Source organism: Enterobacter sp. CP102 (assembly GCF_025152625.1).
GTDB lineage: Bacteria > Pseudomonadota > Gammaproteobacteria > Enterobacterales > Enterobacteriaceae > Enterobacter > Enterobacter soli.
Map to the genome: position 1 here is coordinate 1,589,842 of NZ_CP104014.1, position 19,078 is coordinate 1,608,919.

The 19,078-nt window shown below is 54.2% G+C and carries 14 protein-coding genes; 13 read left to right on the plus strand and 1 reads right to left on the minus strand.

Annotated elements, in window-relative coordinates; translation table 11 throughout:
- Positions 1 to 25 precede the first annotated feature (25 nt).
- From rpsA to N1249_RS07450, 9 genes are all read left to right on the plus strand, one after another.
- On the plus strand, positions 26 to 1,699 hold the full coding sequence (gene rpsA / locus N1249_RS07410) for a 30S ribosomal protein S1 (protein ID WP_010429251.1): 1,674 nt from the start codon (positions 26 to 28) through the stop codon (positions 1,697 to 1,699).
- Between the two features lie 170 nt (positions 1,700 to 1,869).
- A complete protein-coding gene (ihfB, locus tag N1249_RS07415; protein WP_014069584.1) occupies positions 1,870 to 2,157 on the plus strand; it encodes an integration host factor subunit beta in 288 nt (95 codons plus the stop codon).
- 213 nt (positions 2,158 to 2,370) lie between these two features.
- Positions 2,371 to 4,635: a ComEC family protein gene (locus tag N1249_RS07420; RefSeq protein WP_259836240.1), complete on the plus strand. Its 2,265-nt coding sequence runs from the start codon at positions 2,371 to 2,373 to the stop codon at positions 4,633 to 4,635.
- A 36-nt stretch (positions 4,636 to 4,671) separates the two neighbouring features.
- On the plus strand, positions 4,672 to 6,420 hold the full coding sequence (msbA, locus tag N1249_RS07425; RefSeq protein ID WP_259836243.1) for a lipid A ABC transporter ATP-binding protein/permease MsbA: 1,749 nt from the start codon (positions 4,672 to 4,674) through the stop codon (positions 6,418 to 6,420).
- A complete protein-coding gene (lpxK, locus tag N1249_RS07430) occupies positions 6,417 to 7,394 on the plus strand; it encodes a tetraacyldisaccharide 4'-kinase (protein WP_259836247.1) in 978 nt (325 codons plus the stop codon). Before msbA ends, lpxK begins: the two co-directional genes overlap by 4 nt.
- Positions 7,395 to 7,438: 44 nt before the next feature.
- On the plus strand, positions 7,439 to 8,668 hold the full coding sequence (locus tag N1249_RS07435; protein WP_259836250.1) for a winged helix-turn-helix domain-containing protein: 1,230 nt from the start codon (positions 7,439 to 7,441) through the stop codon (positions 8,666 to 8,668).
- A 45-nt stretch (positions 8,669 to 8,713) separates the two neighbouring features.
- On the plus strand, positions 8,714 to 8,896 hold the full coding sequence (gene ycaR, locus N1249_RS07440; RefSeq protein ID WP_006174474.1) for a protein YcaR: 183 nt from the start codon (positions 8,714 to 8,716) through the stop codon (positions 8,894 to 8,896).
- On the plus strand, positions 8,893 to 9,639 hold the full coding sequence (kdsB, locus tag N1249_RS07445) for a 3-deoxy-manno-octulosonate cytidylyltransferase (RefSeq protein WP_259836255.1): 747 nt from the start codon (positions 8,893 to 8,895) through the stop codon (positions 9,637 to 9,639). The genes ycaR and kdsB overlap by 4 nt, the downstream gene beginning before the upstream one ends.
- Before the next feature lie 144 nt (positions 9,640 to 9,783).
- On the plus strand, positions 9,784 to 10,677 hold the full coding sequence (locus tag N1249_RS07450) for a YcbJ family phosphotransferase (RefSeq protein WP_259836258.1): 894 nt from the start codon (positions 9,784 to 9,786) through the stop codon (positions 10,675 to 10,677).
- On the opposite strand, the gene elyC is transcribed toward N1249_RS07450, so the two are convergent.
- A complete protein-coding gene (elyC, locus tag N1249_RS07455; protein ID WP_259836260.1) occupies positions 10,654 to 11,433 on the minus strand; it encodes an envelope biogenesis factor ElyC in 780 nt (259 codons plus the stop codon). The two genes, N1249_RS07450 and elyC, sit on opposite strands and share 24 nt — an antisense overlap.
- 124 nt (positions 11,434 to 11,557) lie before the next feature.
- Here elyC and cmoM point away from each other — a divergent pair, with 124 nt between their 5' ends.
- From cmoM to mukB, 4 genes are read left to right on the plus strand one after another with little or no spacing between them, the layout of a single operon-like run.
- Complete coding sequence (gene cmoM, locus N1249_RS07460) at positions 11,558 to 12,343, plus strand: tRNA uridine 5-oxyacetic acid(34) methyltransferase CmoM (protein WP_259836279.1); 786 nt, start codon at positions 11,558 to 11,560, stop codon at positions 12,341 to 12,343.
- The gene (gene mukF / locus N1249_RS07465) at positions 12,340 to 13,662 is read left to right on the plus strand and encodes a chromosome partition protein MukF (RefSeq protein WP_014069594.1); all 1,323 of its coding nucleotides are present in this window, start codon (positions 12,340 to 12,342) and stop codon (positions 13,660 to 13,662) included. The genes cmoM and mukF overlap by 4 nt, the downstream gene beginning before the upstream one ends.
- The gene (mukE, locus tag N1249_RS07470) at positions 13,643 to 14,347 is read left to right on the plus strand and encodes a chromosome partition protein MukE (RefSeq protein WP_259836283.1); all 705 of its coding nucleotides are present in this window, start codon (positions 13,643 to 13,645) and stop codon (positions 14,345 to 14,347) included. The genes mukF and mukE overlap by 20 nt, the downstream gene beginning before the upstream one ends.
- Positions 14,347 to 18,795, plus strand: coding sequence for a chromosome partition protein MukB (mukB, locus tag N1249_RS07475; RefSeq protein ID WP_259836286.1), 4,449 nt, complete (start codon positions 14,347 to 14,349; stop codon positions 18,793 to 18,795). Before mukE ends, mukB begins: the two co-directional genes overlap by 1 nt.
- The last annotated feature ends 283 nt before the right edge of the window (positions 18,796 to 19,078 follow it).

Here is a 19,078-nt window from a genome sequence, read left to right on the forward strand (position 1 = left end):
GTTAATATTAACCTGAAGATTAAACATGACTGAATCTTTTGCTCAACTATTTGAAGAATCCTTAAAAACAATCGAAACCCGTCCGGGTTCCATCGTTCGTGGTGTTGTTGTTGCTATCGACAAAGACGTAGTACTGGTTGACGCCGGTCTGAAATCTGAGTCCGCCATTCCGGCAGAGCAGTTCAAAAACGCCCAGGGCGAGCTGGAAATCCAGGTTGGTGACGAAGTTGACGTTGCTCTGGATGCAGTAGAAGACGGCTTCGGTGAAACCCTGCTGTCCCGTGAGAAAGCTAAACGTCACGAAGCTTGGATCACGCTGGAAAAAGCTTACGAAGAAGCTGAAACTGTGGTCGGTGTTATCAACGGCAAAGTTAAAGGCGGCTTCACTGTTGAGCTGAATGGTATTCGTGCGTTCCTGCCAGGTTCACTGGTAGACGTTCGTCCAGTTCGTGACACCCTGCACCTGGAAGGCAAAGAGCTTGAGTTCAAAGTAATCAAGCTGGACCAGAAGCGTAACAACGTTGTTGTATCCCGTCGTGCCGTTATCGAATCCGAAAACAGCGCAGAACGCGATCAGCTGCTGGAAAACCTGCAGGAAGGCATGGAAGTCAAAGGTATCGTTAAGAACCTCACTGACTACGGCGCATTCGTTGACCTGGGCGGCGTTGATGGCCTGCTGCACATCACCGACATGGCGTGGAAACGCGTTAAGCACCCAAGCGAAATCGTGAACGTTGGCGACGAAATCACTGTTAAAGTGCTGAAGTTCGACCGCGAACGTACTCGTGTATCCCTCGGCCTGAAACAGCTGGGCGAAGATCCATGGGTTGCTATCGCTAAACGTTACCCAGAAGGTACTAAACTGACTGGTCGCGTTACCAACCTGACTGACTACGGCTGCTTCGTTGAAATCGAAGAAGGCGTTGAAGGTCTGGTGCACGTTTCCGAAATGGACTGGACCAACAAAAACATCCACCCATCCAAAGTTGTTAACGTTGGTGATGTAGTGGAAGTTATGGTTCTGGATATCGACGAAGAACGTCGTCGTATCTCCCTGGGCCTGAAACAGTGCAAAAACAACCCATGGCAGCAGTTCGCGGAAACCCACAACAAGGGTGACCGTGTTGAAGGTAAAATCAAGTCTATCACTGACTTCGGTATCTTCATCGGCCTGGACGGCGGCATCGATGGCCTGGTTCACCTGTCTGACATCTCCTGGAACGTTGCAGGCGAAGAAGCAGTTCGTGAATACAAAAAAGGCGACGAAATCGCAGCAGTTGTTCTGCAGGTTGACGCAGAGCGTGAGCGTATCTCCCTGGGCGTTAAACAGCTGGCAGAAGATCCGTTCAACAACTGGGTTGCACTGAACAAGAAAGGCGCAATCGTAAACGGTAAAGTGACTGCAGTTGACGCTAAAGGCGCAACCGTAGAACTGGCTGACGGCGTTGAAGGTTACCTGCGCGCTTCCGAAGCTTCACGTGACCGCGTTGAAGATGCAACTCTGGTTCTGAGCGTTGGTGACGACGTTGAAGCTAAGTTCACCGGTGTTGACCGTAAGAACCGCGCTATCAGCCTGTCCGTACGTGCTAAAGACGAAGCTGACGAGAAAGATGCAATCGCAACTGTTAACAAACAGGAAGATGCAAACTTCTCTAACAACGCAATGGCTGAAGCTTTCAAAGCAGCTAAAGGCGAGTAATATCAAGTTCTCTGCATCATTTTGAGCTGTAACGCAATTACAGTGAGAAGGATGAGGAGCAGACTTGACAGATTGCAGGATTCGTCCTGTAATCAATAACAAAGGGCGGCTACGGCCGCCCTTGTTTAATAAGCTGTTCAGCTAATTGGTTTGAAGGAACCGGAGGAATCATGACCAAGTCAGAATTGATTGAGAGACTTGCCAGTCAGCAACCGCATGTCCCGGCGAAGGCTGTGGAAGATGCTGTTAAAGAGATGCTGGAGCATATGGCCACCACTCTTGCCCAGGGCGAGCGCATTGAAATCCGCGGTTTCGGAAGTTTTTCTCTGCACTACCGTGCTCCACGTACCGGGCGTAACCCGAAGACAGGCGATAAAGTAGAGCTGGAAGGTAAATACGTTCCGCACTTTAAGCCAGGTAAAGAACTGCGCGATCGCGCCAATATTTATGGCAACTGAGTTTAGCCTTCAGGGTTAAACTGGGTTAAAAAGAAAGCACCTTAGGGTGCTTTTTTTGTTTGTTTTTTTTGCACATCTGAAGACGCCCCGCAATTCTGTTCCTGTTTTTCTGCAAACTGAAAAAATCATTTCAGCGCCCGCTGTAGTTCTCTCTTTCTCTTCCTGACTCTCACTCTTAACAGCCACATACTCCTGCAAAAAAGGGAGGTTGTGATGGGTATACCGACGATCGGTGCGTGCGTCATTCTGGCAGTAATACCATTGCTCTGGTTGCCCGTGTTGCCGGGTATACATGGAGTATGGGGGATGATCGCGGCAGGGATTTTATTCTCATTGCACCGGTTAATGGCATTGCGCTTTACAGGCCTGTGGATGCTCTTTTTTTCCTGGGCTGTACTGTCGGCAATGGAGCAGGTCTGGCCGATGCAGCATTTAACCCGCGGAGCACAACAGGCAGAGGTGGTGATCACTGAAACGGATAGCGCAACGACCCATAAAGGAACGATTGTTTCCCTGAATGGAAAGCGCTGGTGGCCCGTAACGGGCGTGGTGTTATACGGCAATTATTTACCGCAGGCAGCCTGTGCAGGGCAACGCTGGGCAATGACGTTGCGCCTCAGGGCCGTACATGGTGAGTTAAATGATGGCGGCTTTGATTCACAGCTAAATGCATTTGCCCGGCATCAAACGCTGACCGGCAGATTTACAGCGGCAGAAATTATCGATGGATCCTGCAGTGTGCGCTCGCGCTATCTGGCTTCTTTGCAAACCACACTTTCGCCTTATCACTGGGGGCCGGTGATCCTGGGCCTGGGGATGGGAGAGCGTCTGGCCGTGTCCCGGGAAATCAATAACCTGATGCGCGAGACCGGCACGATTCATCTGATGGCCATATCCGGGCTGCACATTGCGCTTGCCGCATCAGTAGTGTGGCTACTGGCCCGGGGTGTGCAGTTGTTTTTACCCAGACACTTCATTAACTGGCGAATGCCTTTACTGGCGGGGCTGTTTTTTGCCGCTTTCTACGGATGGCTGACCGGCCTGCAACCGCCCGCGTTACGCACGGTTATCTCGCTCGCAACTTTTGCGGCATTACGGCTCAGCGGGCGACGATGGTCAGCCTGGCAGGTTTGGTTGTGCTGTGTGGCCGCTATTCTGGTTGTCGACCCGATGGCAGTGCTTTCGCAGAGCCTCGTATTGTCCGCTTTTGCCGTAGCGGCACTGATATTCTGGTATCAGTGGTTACCGCTGCCGTCCTGGCGGCTGAATCGCTGGCTAAAGCCAATTGTAGAGCTGCTGTATCTACAGGTGGGCATGTTGCTGCTGCTGTTGCCATTGCAGGTACTGATTTTCCATGGTGTGAGTTTCTCTTCGTTAGTGGCAAATCTGTTTGCCGTCCCTCTCGTGACGTTTATCTCTGTTCCGTTGATCCTGTTTGGCATGTTGCTGCATTTGCTGCCGTTAGCTGTGCTGGAAACGGTTATCTGGCTTATGGCGGATAAATCCCTGGCGCTGCTGTTCTGGTTGTTGATGCATTTACCTGCTGGCTGGCAGGACATTGATGAACGCTGGCAATATTTAACGCTGCTTCCCTGGTTCGCCGTCATTGGCTGGCGCTTGCAACTCTGGAAAACAGCGCCGGCGGTGTGCCTGGCTGGCACTGTTTTACTGACATTCCCGCTCTGGAGAACGGTGAAAAATGATAGCTGGACGCTGCATATGCTCGATGTAGGGCAGGGGCTGGCTATGGTTGTTGAGCGTGCCGGCAGGGCGATTCTTTACGATACCGGGCTTGCCTGGCCGGGTGGTGACAGTGCCCAGCTGGTTATTATTCCCTGGCTACGCTGGCATCACCTGGTGCCCGAGGGGGTTATCCTGAGTCATGAACATCTTGATCATGCCGGAGGACTGCCCTCATTACAGAAAGTCTGGCCAGCCATGTGGATAAGAAGTCCGCTGCGCTGGGCAGGCCATCTTCCGTGTTTTCGTGGGCAACAATGGCGATGGCGGGGGTTAACCTTCACCGTTCACTGGCCGCCTGAAGCGTTGTCTGAGGCAGGGAATAATCGCTCATGCGTGGTAAAAATCGATGATGGCGAGCAGAGCATTCTGTTGACGGGGGACATCGAAGCGAAGGCTGAGCAGGCGATGGTAAGCCATCACTGGCGTTATCTTACGTCTACACTCATTCAGGTGCCTCATCATGGCAGTAACACCTCTTCCTCGCTTCCACTTGTTCAGCGCACGGAAGGGAAGGTCGCGTTGGCCTCTGCGGCACGCTATAACGCATGGCGATTTCCGTCGACCAAAGTGGTCCGACGTTACAGAAAAGAGGGCTATTTTTGGCTGGATACCCCTCAATCTGGACAAATCTCTGTGACTTTTTCGCAACATGGCTGGCAAATCCGCCGCTTACGCGATCAATATTTACAGCGTTGGTATCATCAGTGGTTTGGCGAGCCAGTAGATAACGGGTAGAATATGCGGCTATTTCAACAAGTGCTGGTTTTTTGAATGCATAACGACAAAGATCTCTCCACGTGGCAAACGTTCCGCCGACTCTGGCCGATGATTGCACCTTTTAAAACAGGCTTGATCGTGGCGGGTGTAGCGTTAATCCTCAACGCAGCCAGCGATACTTTTATGCTATCGCTTCTCAAACCGTTACTGGATGACGGTTTTGGTAAAACGGATCGCTCAGTGCTGCTATGGATGCCTCTGGTGGTTATCGGACTGATGATCTTACGCGGTATCACCAGCTATATTTCCAGCTACTGCATTTCATGGGTGTCGGGAAAAGTGGTTATGACCATGCGTCGTCGACTGTTCAGTCATATGATGGGGATGCCAGTCTCTTTCTTTGATAAGCAGTCTACCGGGACGTTGTTGTCACGTATCACTTACGACTCAGAGCAGGTGGCATCGTCCTCCTCCAGCGCACTGATTACCGTTGTGCGTGAAGGTGCGTCGATCATTGGCCTGTTTATCATGATGTTCTATTACAGCTGGCAGCTGTCAATCATCCTCATTGTTCTGGCACCGATTGTCTCTATTGCGATCCGCATGGTCTCTAAGCGTTTTCGTAATATCAGTAAGAACATGCAGAACACCATGGGCCAGGTGACGACCAGCGCGGAGCAGATGCTGAAAGGGCATAAAGAAGTGTTAATTTTCGGCGGTCAGGAAGTCGAAACAAAACGCTTTGATAAGGTCAGCAATAAGATGCGTCTCCAGGGGATGAAAATGGTGTCGGCCTCCTCAATTTCCGACCCGGTCATTCAGCTGATTGCGTCTCTGGCGCTGGCGTTTGTTCTGTATGCTGCAAGCTTCCCAAGCGTGATGGAAACCCTGACTGCCGGTACCATCACTGTGGTCTTCTCCTCGATGATTGCGCTGATGCGTCCGCTGAAATCTCTGACCAACGTGAACGCGCAGTTCCAGCGCGGTATGGCGGCTTGTCAGACACTGTTCAGCATCCTGGATTCCGAACAGGAAAAAGATGAAGGCAAACGCGTTATTGAGCGCGCCCAGGGTGACGTTGAGTTCCGTAACGTCACCTTCACCTACCCGGGTCGCGAAACCCCTGCGCTGCGCAACATCAGCCTGAATATTCCGGCGGGTAAAACCGTTGCGCTGGTGGGGCGTTCTGGTTCAGGGAAGTCCACTATTGCCAGCCTGATCACGCGTTTCTACGACATTAACGAAGGTGAGATCCTGTTAGACGGTCACGACCTCAGGGAATACACACTGCAATCGCTGCGTAATCAGGTTGCGCTGGTGTCCCAGAACGTCCACCTGTTTAACGATACGGTTGCCAACAACATCGCTTATGCACGTACCGAAGAGTACAGCCGCGAGCAGATTGAAAACGCTGCACGCATGGCCTACGCGATGGACTTTATCAACAAGATGGATAATGGCCTTGATACGATAATCGGTGAGAACGGCGTCCTGCTCTCTGGCGGCCAGCGTCAGCGTATCGCCATTGCGCGTGCACTGCTGCGTGATAGCCCAATCCTGATCCTCGATGAAGCGACCTCGGCACTGGATACGGAATCTGAGCGAGCCATTCAGTCTGCACTGGATGAACTGCAAAAGAACCGCACGTCACTGGTAATTGCGCACCGTCTGTCGACTATCGAGCAGGCGGATGAAATCGTTGTTGTTGAAGATGGCCTGATTGTCGAACGTGGCAGCCATGCCGATCTGCTGGCACATCGTGGCGTTTACGCCCAGCTTCATAAGATGCAGTTTGGCGAATGATCGCACGCATCTGGTCAGGTGAATCCCCACTGTGGCTGTTGCTTCTGCCGCTCTCCTGGCTTTACGGCCTGGTGAGCGGTGTCATCAGCCTGCTTTATCGTCTGGGGATAAAACGAGCCTGGCGTGCACCGGTTCCTGTTGTGGTGGTCGGTAACCTGACTGCCGGTGGAAATGGCAAAACGCCAGTCGTAATCTGGCTGGTGGAACAGCTTAAAGCGCACGGTATTAGTGTTGGGGTGGTGTCGCGCGGTTACGGCGGCAAAGCGGCTAAGTATCCGTTGTTGCTGACGCCCGACACGCTGACGAGCGAAGCAGGTGATGAGCCTGTTTTAATCTACCAGCGAACAGGCGCACCGGTTGCGGTGTCGCCTGTGCGTAGCGAAGCGGTTCAGGCTCTTCTCGCTGAACATGACGTACAAATCATCATCACTGACGACGGTCTGCAACATTACGCGCTGGCGCGTGACAAAGAGATTGTGGTCATTGATGGCGTTCGCCGTTTTGGTAATGGCTGGTGGTTACCCGCCGGGCCGATGCGCGAACGTGCTTCACGACTGAAGTCAGTCGATGCGGTCATTGTGAATGGTGGCGTGGCGCAGCAGGGAGAAATTCCTATGCATCTCCATCCTGGTCTGGCCGTGAATTTGCTGACCGGGGAACGCAAGGTTGTTGCACAACTTCCCGCTCTGGTGGCGATGGCGGGGATTGGGCATCCACCTCGTTTCTTCGCTACTCTGGAGCAATGCGGGGCAAAGCTTGAGAAGCGTGTTCCGCTGGCCGACCATCAGGCATTGGTGCCGGAACAGGTTGCAGCCTTCACCGTTCCCGGGCAGACGCTGATCATGACAGAAAAAGACGCAGTGAAATGCCGCGCCTTCGCAAAAGAGAACTGGTGGTATCTGCCGGTTGACGCTGAACTCAGCGGTGAGCAACCGGAACAATTGCTAAAGGGCCTGATTGCGTTGGTGCATTAATCGCAAACGCGGTTCTGATGGCGCTTTGACTGACAGGAAAACGCATGTCTTTACCGCAACTCTCACTCTCAGCCGCACGTAATCTACATCTTGCTGCACAGGGGCTGCTGAAAAAGCCCCGTCGCCGCGCACAACCTTCCGATATTCTTTCCACCGTGCAGCGTATGTCGCTGCTGCAAATCGACACCATTAACATCGTGGCTCGTAGCCCCTATCTGGTGCTGTTTAGCCGCCTGGGAGCGTATCAGCCTCAGTGGCTGGACAACGCGCTCAGCCAGGGCGAGTTAATGGAGTACTGGGCGCATGAAGCCTGCTTCCTGCCACGTAGCGATTTTTCGCTGGTGCGTCACCGGATGCTCTCCCCGGATAAAATGGGCTGGAAATACCGTCAGGAGTGGATGCGAGAGCACGCCGCGGAAATCGAACAACTGATTGCCCATATTCAGGAAAACGGCCCGGTTCGTTCGGCGGATTTTGAGCATCCACGAAAAGGGGCGAGCGGCTGGTGGGAGTGGAAACCGCACAAGCGCCATCTTGAAGGGTTGTTTACCTCAGGAAAGCTAATGGTGATAGAGCGCCGCAACTTTCAGCGGGTGTATGACCTCACGCACCGTGTAATGCCGCACTGGGATGACCAGCGTGACCTGCTCTCGCAGGAGGATGCCGAAGCCATCATGCTGGCAAACAGCGCCCGCAGCCTGGGGATCTTTCGCCCGCAGTGGCTGGCGGATTATTACCGGCTTCGCCAGCCAGCGCTAAAACCGCTGCTGGACATGTGGCAACAGGCGCAGCGTGTTATTCCGGTTGAAGTCGAAATGCTCGGTGAGATGTGGCTGGATGCCGATTTACTGCCCCTGTTGCCGCAGGCTCAGGAGGGTAAACTCCAGGCGACGCACAGCACGGTGCTTTCACCTTTTGATCCGGTGGTCTGGGACAGAAAACGTGCCGAGCAGCTGTTTAACTTCAGCTACCGGCTGGAGTGCTACACTCCGGCGCCAAAACGTCAGTACGGTTATTTTGTTTTACCGCTGCTGCATAAAGGGCAACTGGTCGGGCGTATGGATGCCAAGATGCACCGTAAAACGGGCGTACTTGAGGTTATCGCTCTCTATCTTGAAGAGGGGATAAGAGTGACCGCGACGCTGGATAAAGGGTTAGCAACCGCAATTACGGATTTTGCCGCCTGGCAGGGCGCCCGGGAAGTGACGCTGGGGCGTTTACCTGACGGGCTGTTTACAGCCTGTCGAAGTGGCTGGGAAACAGGCACTCCCTGAAAAGGGATTGTGTTAAGCTTTAGGGATTACCCATACGGAGGAACTATGGATCACCGTTTACTTGAAATTATTGCCTGCCCGGTGTGCAACGGCAAACTGTACTACAGCCAGGATAAACAAGAACTGATTTGCAAACTGGACAGTCTGGCTTTCCCTCTGCGTGACGGTATTCCGGTTCTGCTGGAAAACGAAGCCCGTTCACTGGTGGCAGAAGAGAGCAAACCATGAGTTTTGTTGTCATTATTCCTGCGCGCTATGCTTCTACGCGCCTGCCAGGTAAACCGCTGGTGGATATCAACGGCAAGCCAATGATTGTACATGTCCTCGATCGCGCCCGCGAATCGGGCGCCGATCGCGTCATCGTGGCAACCGATCACCCTGATGTCGCCCGTGCGGTAGAAGCAGCGGGTGGTGAAGTGTGCATGACCCGTGTCGATCACCAGTCTGGTACCGAGCGTCTGGCTGAAGTGGTCGAAAAATGCGGTTTCAGTGACGATACCGTCATTGTAAACGTGCAGGGCGATGAGCCGATGATCCCGGCGGTGATTATCCGCCAGGTTGCGGAAAACCTGGCCCAGCGTAAGGTGGGAATGGCCACGCTTGCGGTGCCGATTCACCACGCGGAAGAAGCGTTCAACCCGAATGCGGTGAAAGTGGTGATGGACGCAGAAGGCTATGCGCTCTATTTCTCCCGTGCGACGATCCCGTGGGATCGCGATCGCTTTGCGGCGTCGAAAGAGAGCATTGGCGATACCTTCCTGCGCCATCTGGGTATTTACGGCTACCGCGCAGGCTTTATCCGCCGCTATGTAACCTGGGCGCCAGGCCCGCTGGAACATATCGAAATGCTCGAGCAGCTTCGTGTGCTGTGGTACGGCGAGAAGATCCACGTTGCCGTCGCACAGGAAGTCCCTGGCACAGGGGTTGATACCCCAGAAGATCTCGAACGCGTTCGCGCAGAGCTGCGTTAATCTCTCAGCATCCCCTCGCCTGGGGGGATGTTTCACCGCCTGGGCTTTTCTCTTTTTTCTTTCCCATAATTGATCTCATTCGGGTGACAACCGTCGCCAGCACGCTCATTATAAAAGCAGTAGTCTTAATGGGGGTAATCTCATATGGAACAGCTGCGTGCCGAACTTAGCCATCTGCTTGGCGAAAAATTAAGCCGGGTTGAGTGCGTGAATGAGAAGGCAGACACCGCACTATGGTCGTTGTATGACAGTCAGGGAAACCCAATGCCGCTGATGGCCAGAAGTTTTACCTCGCCGGGTGTCGCCAGACAGTTGGCCTGGAAAATGTCGATGCTGGCCAGGGAAGGAACGGTGCGAATGCCAACGGTATACGGCGTGATGACGCACGAAGAGCACCCCGGCCCGGATGTGCTGCTGATTGAACGGTTACGTGGGGTGTCCGTAGAAGCCCCGGCACGTACGCCGGAACGCTGGGAACAGCTGAAAGATCAGATTGTTGAAGCGCTGCTTGCATGGCATCGGCAGGACAGCCGCGGCCTGGTGGGGGCCGTCGATAGCACACAGGAAAACCTGTGGCCTCTCTGGTATCGCCAGCGGGTTGAAGTGTTATGGGGAACGCTCAACCAGTTCAGCAATACCGGCCTGACCATGCAGGATAAACGCATCCTGTTTCGCACCCGCGAATGCTTACCGGCTTTGTTTGAAGGGTTTAACGACAACTGCGTGCTGATCCATGGTAATTTTACCCTGCGCAGTATGCTAAAAGACTCCCGCAGCGATCAGCTGCTGGCGATGGTCGGGCCGGGGGTCATGCTCTGGGCGCCGCGTGAGTTCGAGCTCTTCAGGCTAAGCGACAGCGCGTTCGCAGAAGGGTTGCTGTGGCATTATCTGCAACGCGCGCCAGTTGCTGAGGCATTTATCTGGCGGCGCTGGCTCTATCTGTTATGGGATGAAGTGGCGCAACTGGTTAATACCGGGCGGTTTAATCGCGCCAACTTCGATCTCGCGACAAAATCACTCCTGCCCTGGCTCGCCTGATGAGCCTTTCAGCCACTGCCAAATGCGCCCGAGCGTCTCGTAGCCCACGCGATCGCTGTGCATCAACCATACCGGGGACGGGATCGCCCGTTCCCACGGGTTAAGAGGCGCAGAGATAGCCATCTGGTTAGCGGGGGCTGGCAGCGGGTGTAATCCCTGTTTCTCGAAGAAAATCATCGCCCTGGGCAAGTGCGACGCCGATGTCACCAGTAAGAACGGCGCATCGCCAATGGCCTGCTTCACGGCAGCCGCTTCTTCTTCCGTGTCTTTTGGGCTGTCCAGCGTGATGATAGATGTACGCGGTACGCCCAGTGACTCAGCTACTCTGGCGCCAGCTTCTGCCGTGCTGACCGGATTCGTTTTTGCCGCCGCCCCCGTGAAAATCATCTTAGCTCCCGGATTCGCCAGCCACAGGCGGATGCCTTCGTTTAGCCGGGGAAGACTGTTATTGATCAGGTTCGAGCTGGGCGCCCACTGTGGATCCCAGGTGTAACCGCCACCCAGCACCACGATATATCCGATTTTCTGATTTCCCTGCCAGGTCGGGTACTTATTTTCAATCGGGCGCAATAAGCTATCCGCGACGGGTTGCAGGCTTAACAGCAGCAACGCCAGCCAGCCGAGCGTAATGAGCGATTTACCACTTTTCTGAAAGCGGCTAAACCACACCAGCGCCAGGCCCAGAGCGATAAGCATCAGCAGCAGGGGAAGGGGAAGCATCATGCCCCCAATGTATTTTTTCAGGGTAAAAAGCATCCTTTTTGGTTCCTTTTTTGACCATACAGCAGGCGATTACCTGTGATCTTACACCAGAGAGGTTCATTCTCCGCCCGGGTATGACAAAATAGCGGTTTTGCTGTTAGCGAGTGGAACTCTCCCAATGCGGGATCGCAATTTTGATGACATCGCGGAAAAGTTTTCGCGCAACATTTATGGCACCACCAAAGGTCAGCTGCGGCAGACGATCCTCTGGCAGGATCTGGACAAGCTGCTTGCTGATTTCGGTGACCGCAAGTTGCACGTGCTGGATGCCGGTGGCGGGGAAGGTCAGACTGCCATTCTGATGGCGCAGCGGGGTCATCACGTCACGCTTTGCGATTTGTCTGCTGAGATGGTTGCACGCGCGCAACGTGCGGCAGAAGAGAAAGGTGTGAGCGACAACATGCATTTTATACATTGCGCCGCTCAGGACATCCCGCAGCATTTGGAAACTCAGGTTGATCTGATATTGTTTCATGCTGTGCTCGAATGGGTGGCCGAACCGCAAGCGGTCTTAAAAACGCTGTGGTCGATGCTGTGCCCTGGCGGTGCGTTATCGCTGATGTTCTACAATGCAAATGGCCTGCTGATGCGTAACGTCCTGGTGGGCAATTTTGGCTACGTGCAGCAGGGTATGTATAAAAAGAAACGGCGCACGCTTTCACCGGATTTCCCGCGCGAACCGCAGCAGGTTTACGGCTGGCTGGAGGAGATCGGCTGGGAGATCACCGGTAAAACAGGCGTGAGGGTGTTTCATGATTATCTGCGTGATAAACAAAAACAGCATGACTGTTTAGACGCCTTAACAGAAATAGAAACGCGGTATTGCCGCCAGGAGCCTTACCTGAGCCTTGGCCGCTACATTCACGTCACCGCGCGTAAGCCGCAGAGCAAGGATAATCTATGAGTGAATTTTCCCAGACAGTCCCCGAACTGGTTGCCTGGGCCAGGAAAAATGATTTCTCCATTACGCTGCCGGTAGACCGTCTCTCTTTCCTGCTGGCGGTTGCTACCCTGAACGGCGAGCGTCTGGATGGAGAAATGAGCGAGGGTGAACTGGTGGATGCGTTCCGCCATGTCAGTGATGCGTTTGAGCAAACCAGCGAAACCATTAGCGTGCGTGCCAACAACGCGATCAACGATATGGTGCGTCAACGTCTGCTGAACCGCTTTACCAGCGAGCAGGCGGAAGGAAACGCCATTTATCGTCTGACGCCACTGGGCATCGGTATCACCGATTACTACATCCGCCAGCGCGAATTCTCGACGCTGCGCCTTTCTATGCAGCTGTCCATCGTGGCAGGCGAGCTTAAGCGCGCGGCAGATGCGGCGGATGAAAACGGTGATGAATTCCACTGGCACCGCAACGTCTATGCGCCGCTGAAATATTCGGTGGCGGAAATTTTCGACAGTATCGACCTGACCCAGCGTCTGATGGATGAACAGCAGCAACAGGTGAAAGACGATATTGCCCAGTTGCTGAATAAAGACTGGCGAGCAGCGATTTCCAGCTGTGAACTTTTGCTGTCAGAAACCTCCGGTACGCTGCGTGAATTGCAGGATACGCTGGAAGCGGCAGGCGATAAGCTTCAGGCCAACCTGCTGCGCATTCAGGATGCGACACTGGCGCACGACGATCTGCATTTTGTCGATCGTCTGGTCTTTGATCTGCAAAGCAAACTCGACCGTATTATCAGCTGGGGTCAGCAATCTATCGACTTGTGGATTGGCTACGATCGTCACGTGCATAAATTTATCCGTACCGCGATCGATATGGATAAAAACCGCGTCTTTGCCCAGCGTCTGCGTCAGTCGGTGCAAACCTATTTTGATGCGCCATGGGCATTGACCTACGCCAACGCTGACCGTCTGCTCGATATGCGTGACGAAGAGATGGCGCTGCGCGATGAAGAGGTGACAGGGGAACTGCCACCGGATCTCGAATACGAAGAATTCAACGAAATTCGCGAACAACTTGCAGCGATGATCGAAGAACAGCTCGCCGTCTACAAAACCAGACAAGTGCCGCTGGATCTCGGGCTCGTGGTGCGCGACTATCTGGCGCAATATCCACGGGCGCGCCATTTCGATATTGCACGTATTGTTGTCGATCAGGCGGTTCGCCTGGGCGTAGCACAAGCAGATTTCACCGGCCTGCCGCCGAAATGGCAGCCGATTAACGATTACGGAGCCAAGGTACAGGCGCATGTCATTGACAAATATTGAACAAGTGATGCCAGTTAAGCTGGCACAGGCGCTGGCGAATCCGTTGTTTCCGGCGCTGGACAGCCAGCTGCGTGCCGGTCGTCACATTGGCCTTGACGAGCTGGATAATCACGCCTTTTTGATGGATTTCCAGGAGTACCTGGAAGAGTTTTACGCGCGTTATAACGTTGAGCTTATCCGTGCGCCGGAAGGTTTTTTCTACCTGCGTCCGCGTTCCACCACGATTATCCCTCGCTCAGTGCTTTCTGAGCTGGATATGATGGTCGGTAAAATTCTTTGCTATCTCTATCTCAGCCCGGAACGTCTGGCAAATGAAGGGATTTTCACCCAGCAAGAGCTTTACGACGAGCTGCTGTCGTTGGCAGATGAAAGCAAACTGCTCAAGCTGGTGAATAACCGCTCTACGGGGTCGGATCTCGATCGTCAGAAATTACAGGAAAAAGTGCGTTCTTCCCTGAACCGCTTGCGTCGTCTGGGTATGGTCTGGTTCATGGGCCATGACAGCAGCAAGTTCCGCATCACCGAATCCGTCTTCCGCTTTGGCGCTGATGTGCGCGCGGGCGATGATGCCCGTGAAGCGCAGCTGCGCATGATCCGTGATGGTGAAGCGATGCCGGTGGAAAACCAATTGCAGCTCAATGAAGAGCATGAAGAGAACCAGGCGGATAGCGGGGAGGAAGAGTAATGATTGAACGCGGTAAATTTCGCTCACTAACGCTGATTAACTGGAACGGCTTCTTTGCCCGAACCTTCGATCTGGATGAGCTGGTTACGACGCTCTCCGGAGGTAACGGTGCGGGTAAATCCACAACCATGGCGGCGTTTGTCACAGCGCTTATCCCGGATTTAACGCTGCTGCACTTCCGTAATACCACCGAAGCAGGGGCAACCAGCGGCTCACGTGATAAAGGCCTGCACGGTAAGCTGAAAGCCGGCGTCTGTTATTCTGTGCTGGACGTGATCAACTCCCGACACCAGCGTGTTGTCGTGGGTGTGCGTTTACAGCAGGTCGCCGGGCGCGACCGTAAAGTGGATATCAAACCTTTTGCGATTCAGGGGCTGCCAACGTCCGTGCAGCCGACTGCGTTGTTGACGGAAACACTGAACGAACGCCAGGCGCGCGTGCTGACCCTGCAAGAGCTTAAAGATAAGCTCGAAACTATCGAAGGCGTACAGTTCAAGCAGTTCAACTCCATTACCGATTACCACTCGCTGATGTTCGATCTGGGCGTGGTGGCTCGTCGTCTGCGCACGGCGTCTGACCGTAGTAAATACTACCGTCTGATTGAAGCCTCGCTGTACGGCGGTATTTCCAGCGCCATTACCCGCTCCCTGCGCGACTACCTGTTGCCGGAAAACAGCGGCGTGCGTAAAGCCTTCCAGGATATGGAAGCGGCGCTGCGTGAAAACCGCATGACGCTGGAAGCCATTCGCGTGACTCAGTCCGATCGTGATCTGTTTAAACATCTGATCAGCGAAGCCACCAACTACGTGGCCGCAGATTACATGCGTCATGCCAACGAGCGCCGCGTGCATCTCGATCAGGCGCTTGAGTATCGTCGCGAGCTGTTCACCTCCCGCAAACAGCTGGTGGCCGAACAGTACAAACACGTTGAGATGGCGCGTGAGCTGGGTGAGCACAACGGTGCAGAAGGGGATCTGGAGGCCGATTATCAGGCCGCCAGCGATCACCTGAACCTGGTGCAGACTGCATTGCGTCAGCAGGAAAAAATCGAGCGCTACGAAGCCGATCTTGATGAGCTGCAAATTCGTCTCGAAGAGCAAAATGAAGTGGTGGCCGAAGCCGCCGACATGCAGGAAGAGAACGAAGCCCGCGCCGAAGCCGCCGAACTCGAAGTGGATGAGCTGAAAAGCCAGCTTGCTGATTACCAGCAGGCGCTGGACGTTCAGCAGACGCGTGCCATTCAGTACAACCAGGCATTGCAGGCATTACAGCGCGCGAAAGAGCTGTGCCATCTGCCGGACTTAACGCCGGACAGCGCTGACGAATGGCTGGATACCTTCCAGGCGAAAGAGCAGGAAGCGACCGAAAAACTGCTGTCGCTCGATCAGAAAATGAGCGTGGCTCAGACGGCACACAGTCAGTTTGAGCAGGCGTATCAACTGGTTGTGGCAATTAACGGCCCGCTGGCGCGTAACGAAGCCTGGGATGTTGCCCGTGAATTGCTGCGCGATGGCGTAAACCAGCGCCATCTGGCCGAGCAGGTTCAGCCGCTGCGTATGCGCCTGAACGAACTGGAACAGCGCCTGCGCGAACAGCAGGAAGCCGAGCGTCTGCTGGCCGATTTCTGTAAGCGTCAGGGCAAAAATTACGATATCGACTCTCTCGAGACGCTGCATCAGGAGCTGGAAGCACGTATTGCCGCGCTTTCCGACACCGTATCCAGCGCCAGCGAGCAGCGTATGACGCTGCGCCAGGAGATGGAACAACTTCAGTCGCGTTCTCAGACGCTGTTGCAGCGTGCGCCAGTCTGGCTTGCCGCGCAAAGCAGCCTGAGCCAGCTCAGCGAGCAGTGCGGTGAAGAGTTTGAGTCCAGCCAGCAAGTTACCGAATACCTGCAACAGCTGCTGGAGCGCGAGCGCGAGGCAATTGTTGAGCGTGATGAAGTTGGCGCGCGTAAGCGTGATGTTGACGACGAAATCGAACGTTTAAGTCAGCCGGGTGGTGCGGAAGATGCGCGCCTGAATACCCTGGCAGAACGTTTTGGTGGCGTGTTGCTGTCCGAGATTTACGACGACGTGGGTCTGGATGACGCGCCTTACTTCTCCGCGCTGTATGGCCCGTCCCGTAACGCGATTGTCGTCCCGGATTTGTCGCTGATTTCCGAGCAGCTTGCCGGTCTGGAAGATTGCCCGGAAGACCTCTATCTAATCGAAGGGGATCCACAGTCGTTCGATGACAGCGTGTTCAGCGTGGATGAGCTGGAAAAAGCGGTAGTGGTGAAAATCGCTGACCGTCAGTGGCGTTATTCCCGCTTCCCTGAACTGCCATTGTTTGGCCGCGCAGCGCGTGAAAACCGCATCGAAAGCCTGCACGCCGAGCGTGAAACGCTCTCTGAACGTTTTGCGACCTTGTCGTTTGATGTACAGAAAACCCAGCGTCTGCACCAGGCGTTCAGCCGCTTTATCGGTAGCCATCTGGCCGTTGCTTTTGAAGCCGATCCGGAAGCTGAAATTCGCAAGCTCAGCACACGTCGTGGCGAGCTGGAGCGCGCCATTGCCAATCATGAAAGTGATAACCAGCAGAGCCGTGCGCAATTTGAGCAGGCGAAAGAGGGCGTTGCCGCGCTGAACCGCATTCTGCCGCGCCTGAACCTGCTGGCAGATGACACCCTTGCTGACCGTGTGGATGAAATTCAGGAACGTCTGGACGAAGCACAGGAAGCTGCGCGCTTTGTGCAGCAGCATGGCAATCAGCTGGCGAAGCTGGAGCCTGTTGTCTCGGTATTGCAGAGCGATCCTGAACAGTTTGAGCAGTTAAAAGAAGATTACGCCTGGTCTCAGCAGGTACAACGCGAAGCTCGTCAGCAGGCATTTGCGCTGACCGAAGTCGTTCAGCGTCGTGCTCACTTTGGCTACTCTGACTCAGCAGAAATGCTGAGCGGCAACAGCGATCTTAACGAGAAGCTGCGCCAGCGCCTTGAGCACGCCGAAGCAGAGCGTACCCGTGCCCGTGAAGCGATGCGTAGTCACGCCGCACAGCTCAGCCAGTACAGCCAGGTCATGGCCTCGCTGAAAAGTTCGTACGACACCAAGAAAGAACTGTTAAACGACCTGCATAAAGAGCTTCAGGACATTGGCGTGCGTGCCGACAGCGGTGCCGAAGAGCGTGCGCGTATTCGTCGTGACGAGCTGCATAGCCAGCTCAGCAACAACCGTGCGCGTCGTAATCAGCTGGAAAAAGCGCTGACCTTCTGCGAAGCGGAGATGGATAACCTGACCCGTCGTCTGCGCAAGCTGGAACGTGATTACTTTGAGATGCGTGAGCAGGTGGTGACCGCGAAGGCGGGCTGGTGCGCGGTGATGCGTATGGTGAAAGACAATAACGTTGAACGTCGTCTGCACCGTCGTGAGCTGGCCTACCTGTCTGCGGACGAACTGCGCTCTATGTCGGATAAGGCATTGGGTGCCCTGCGTCTGGCGGTGGCGGATAACGAACACCTGCGCGATGTGCTGCGTATGTCAGAAGATCCAAAACGTCCTGAGCGTAAAATTCAGTTCTTCGTGGCCGTTTACCAGCACCTGCGCGAGCGTATTCGTCAGGATATCATCCGTACCGACGATCCGGTTGAAGCCATCGAACAGATGGAAATTGAGCTGGGCCGTCTGACGGAAGAGCTGACCTCACGTGAGCAGAAGCTGGCGATCAGCTCCCGCAGCGTGGCCAACATTATTCGTAAGACTATCCAGCGCGAGCAGAACCGTATTCGTCAGCTGAACCAGGGGCTGCAAAGCGTATCCTTTGGCCAGGTGAACAGCGTGCGCCTGAACGTGAACGTGCGTGAAGCCCACTCCACGCTGCTGGATGTGTTGTCTGAACAGCACGAGCAGCATCAGGACCTGTTCAACAGCAACCGCCTGACCTTCTCGGAAGCACTGGCGAAGCTGTATCAGCGCCTGAATCCGCAGATCGATATGGGGCAACGTACGCCGCAAACCATTGGTGAAGAGCTGCTGGATTACCGTAACTACCTGGAAATGGAAGTTGAGGTCAACCGTGGTTCCGACGGCTGGCTGCGTGCGGAATCTGGCGCACTCTCTACCGGTGAAGCTATCGGTACGGGGATGTCGATTCTGGTGATGGTTGTTCAAAGCTGGGAAGATGAAGCGCGCCGTCTGCGCGGTAAAGATATCTCGCCATGCCGTCTGCTGTTCCTTGATGAAGCGGCACGTCTTGATGCCCGCTCCATTGCCACGCTGTTTGAGCTGTGCGATCGCCTGGATATGCAGCTCATCATCGCTGCGCCTGAGAACATCAGCCCGGAAAAAGGCACAACCTATAAACTGGTGCGTAAAGTGTTCCAGAACAGCGAGCACGTACACGTGGTCGGGTTGCGCGGTTTTGCGCCGCAGCCGCCGGAGTCGTTGCCTGGAACGGCCGACGCTTCCTGAGTAAAGTCTATCCCCATAAACGCAACCTTTCGAGGTTGCGTTTTTTTTGCTCATACTGAATTATTCTAAATACTAAATTAAGGAAAAATGGGTTTCAATCTGGCTATTATTCCATAGTATTCATCGGGTCGATTGTTTTCTGGTGCCCGGACGTATTTCAACGGATTTGTTTAATTGTTTTATATTTCCCGTGAATTAATTAAAAGTGTACTGGGAGGATTGCTGTTTTTTAATATATTCTGATGCGGTTGAGTCGTGATTTAATGGGGAATAATATTCATGG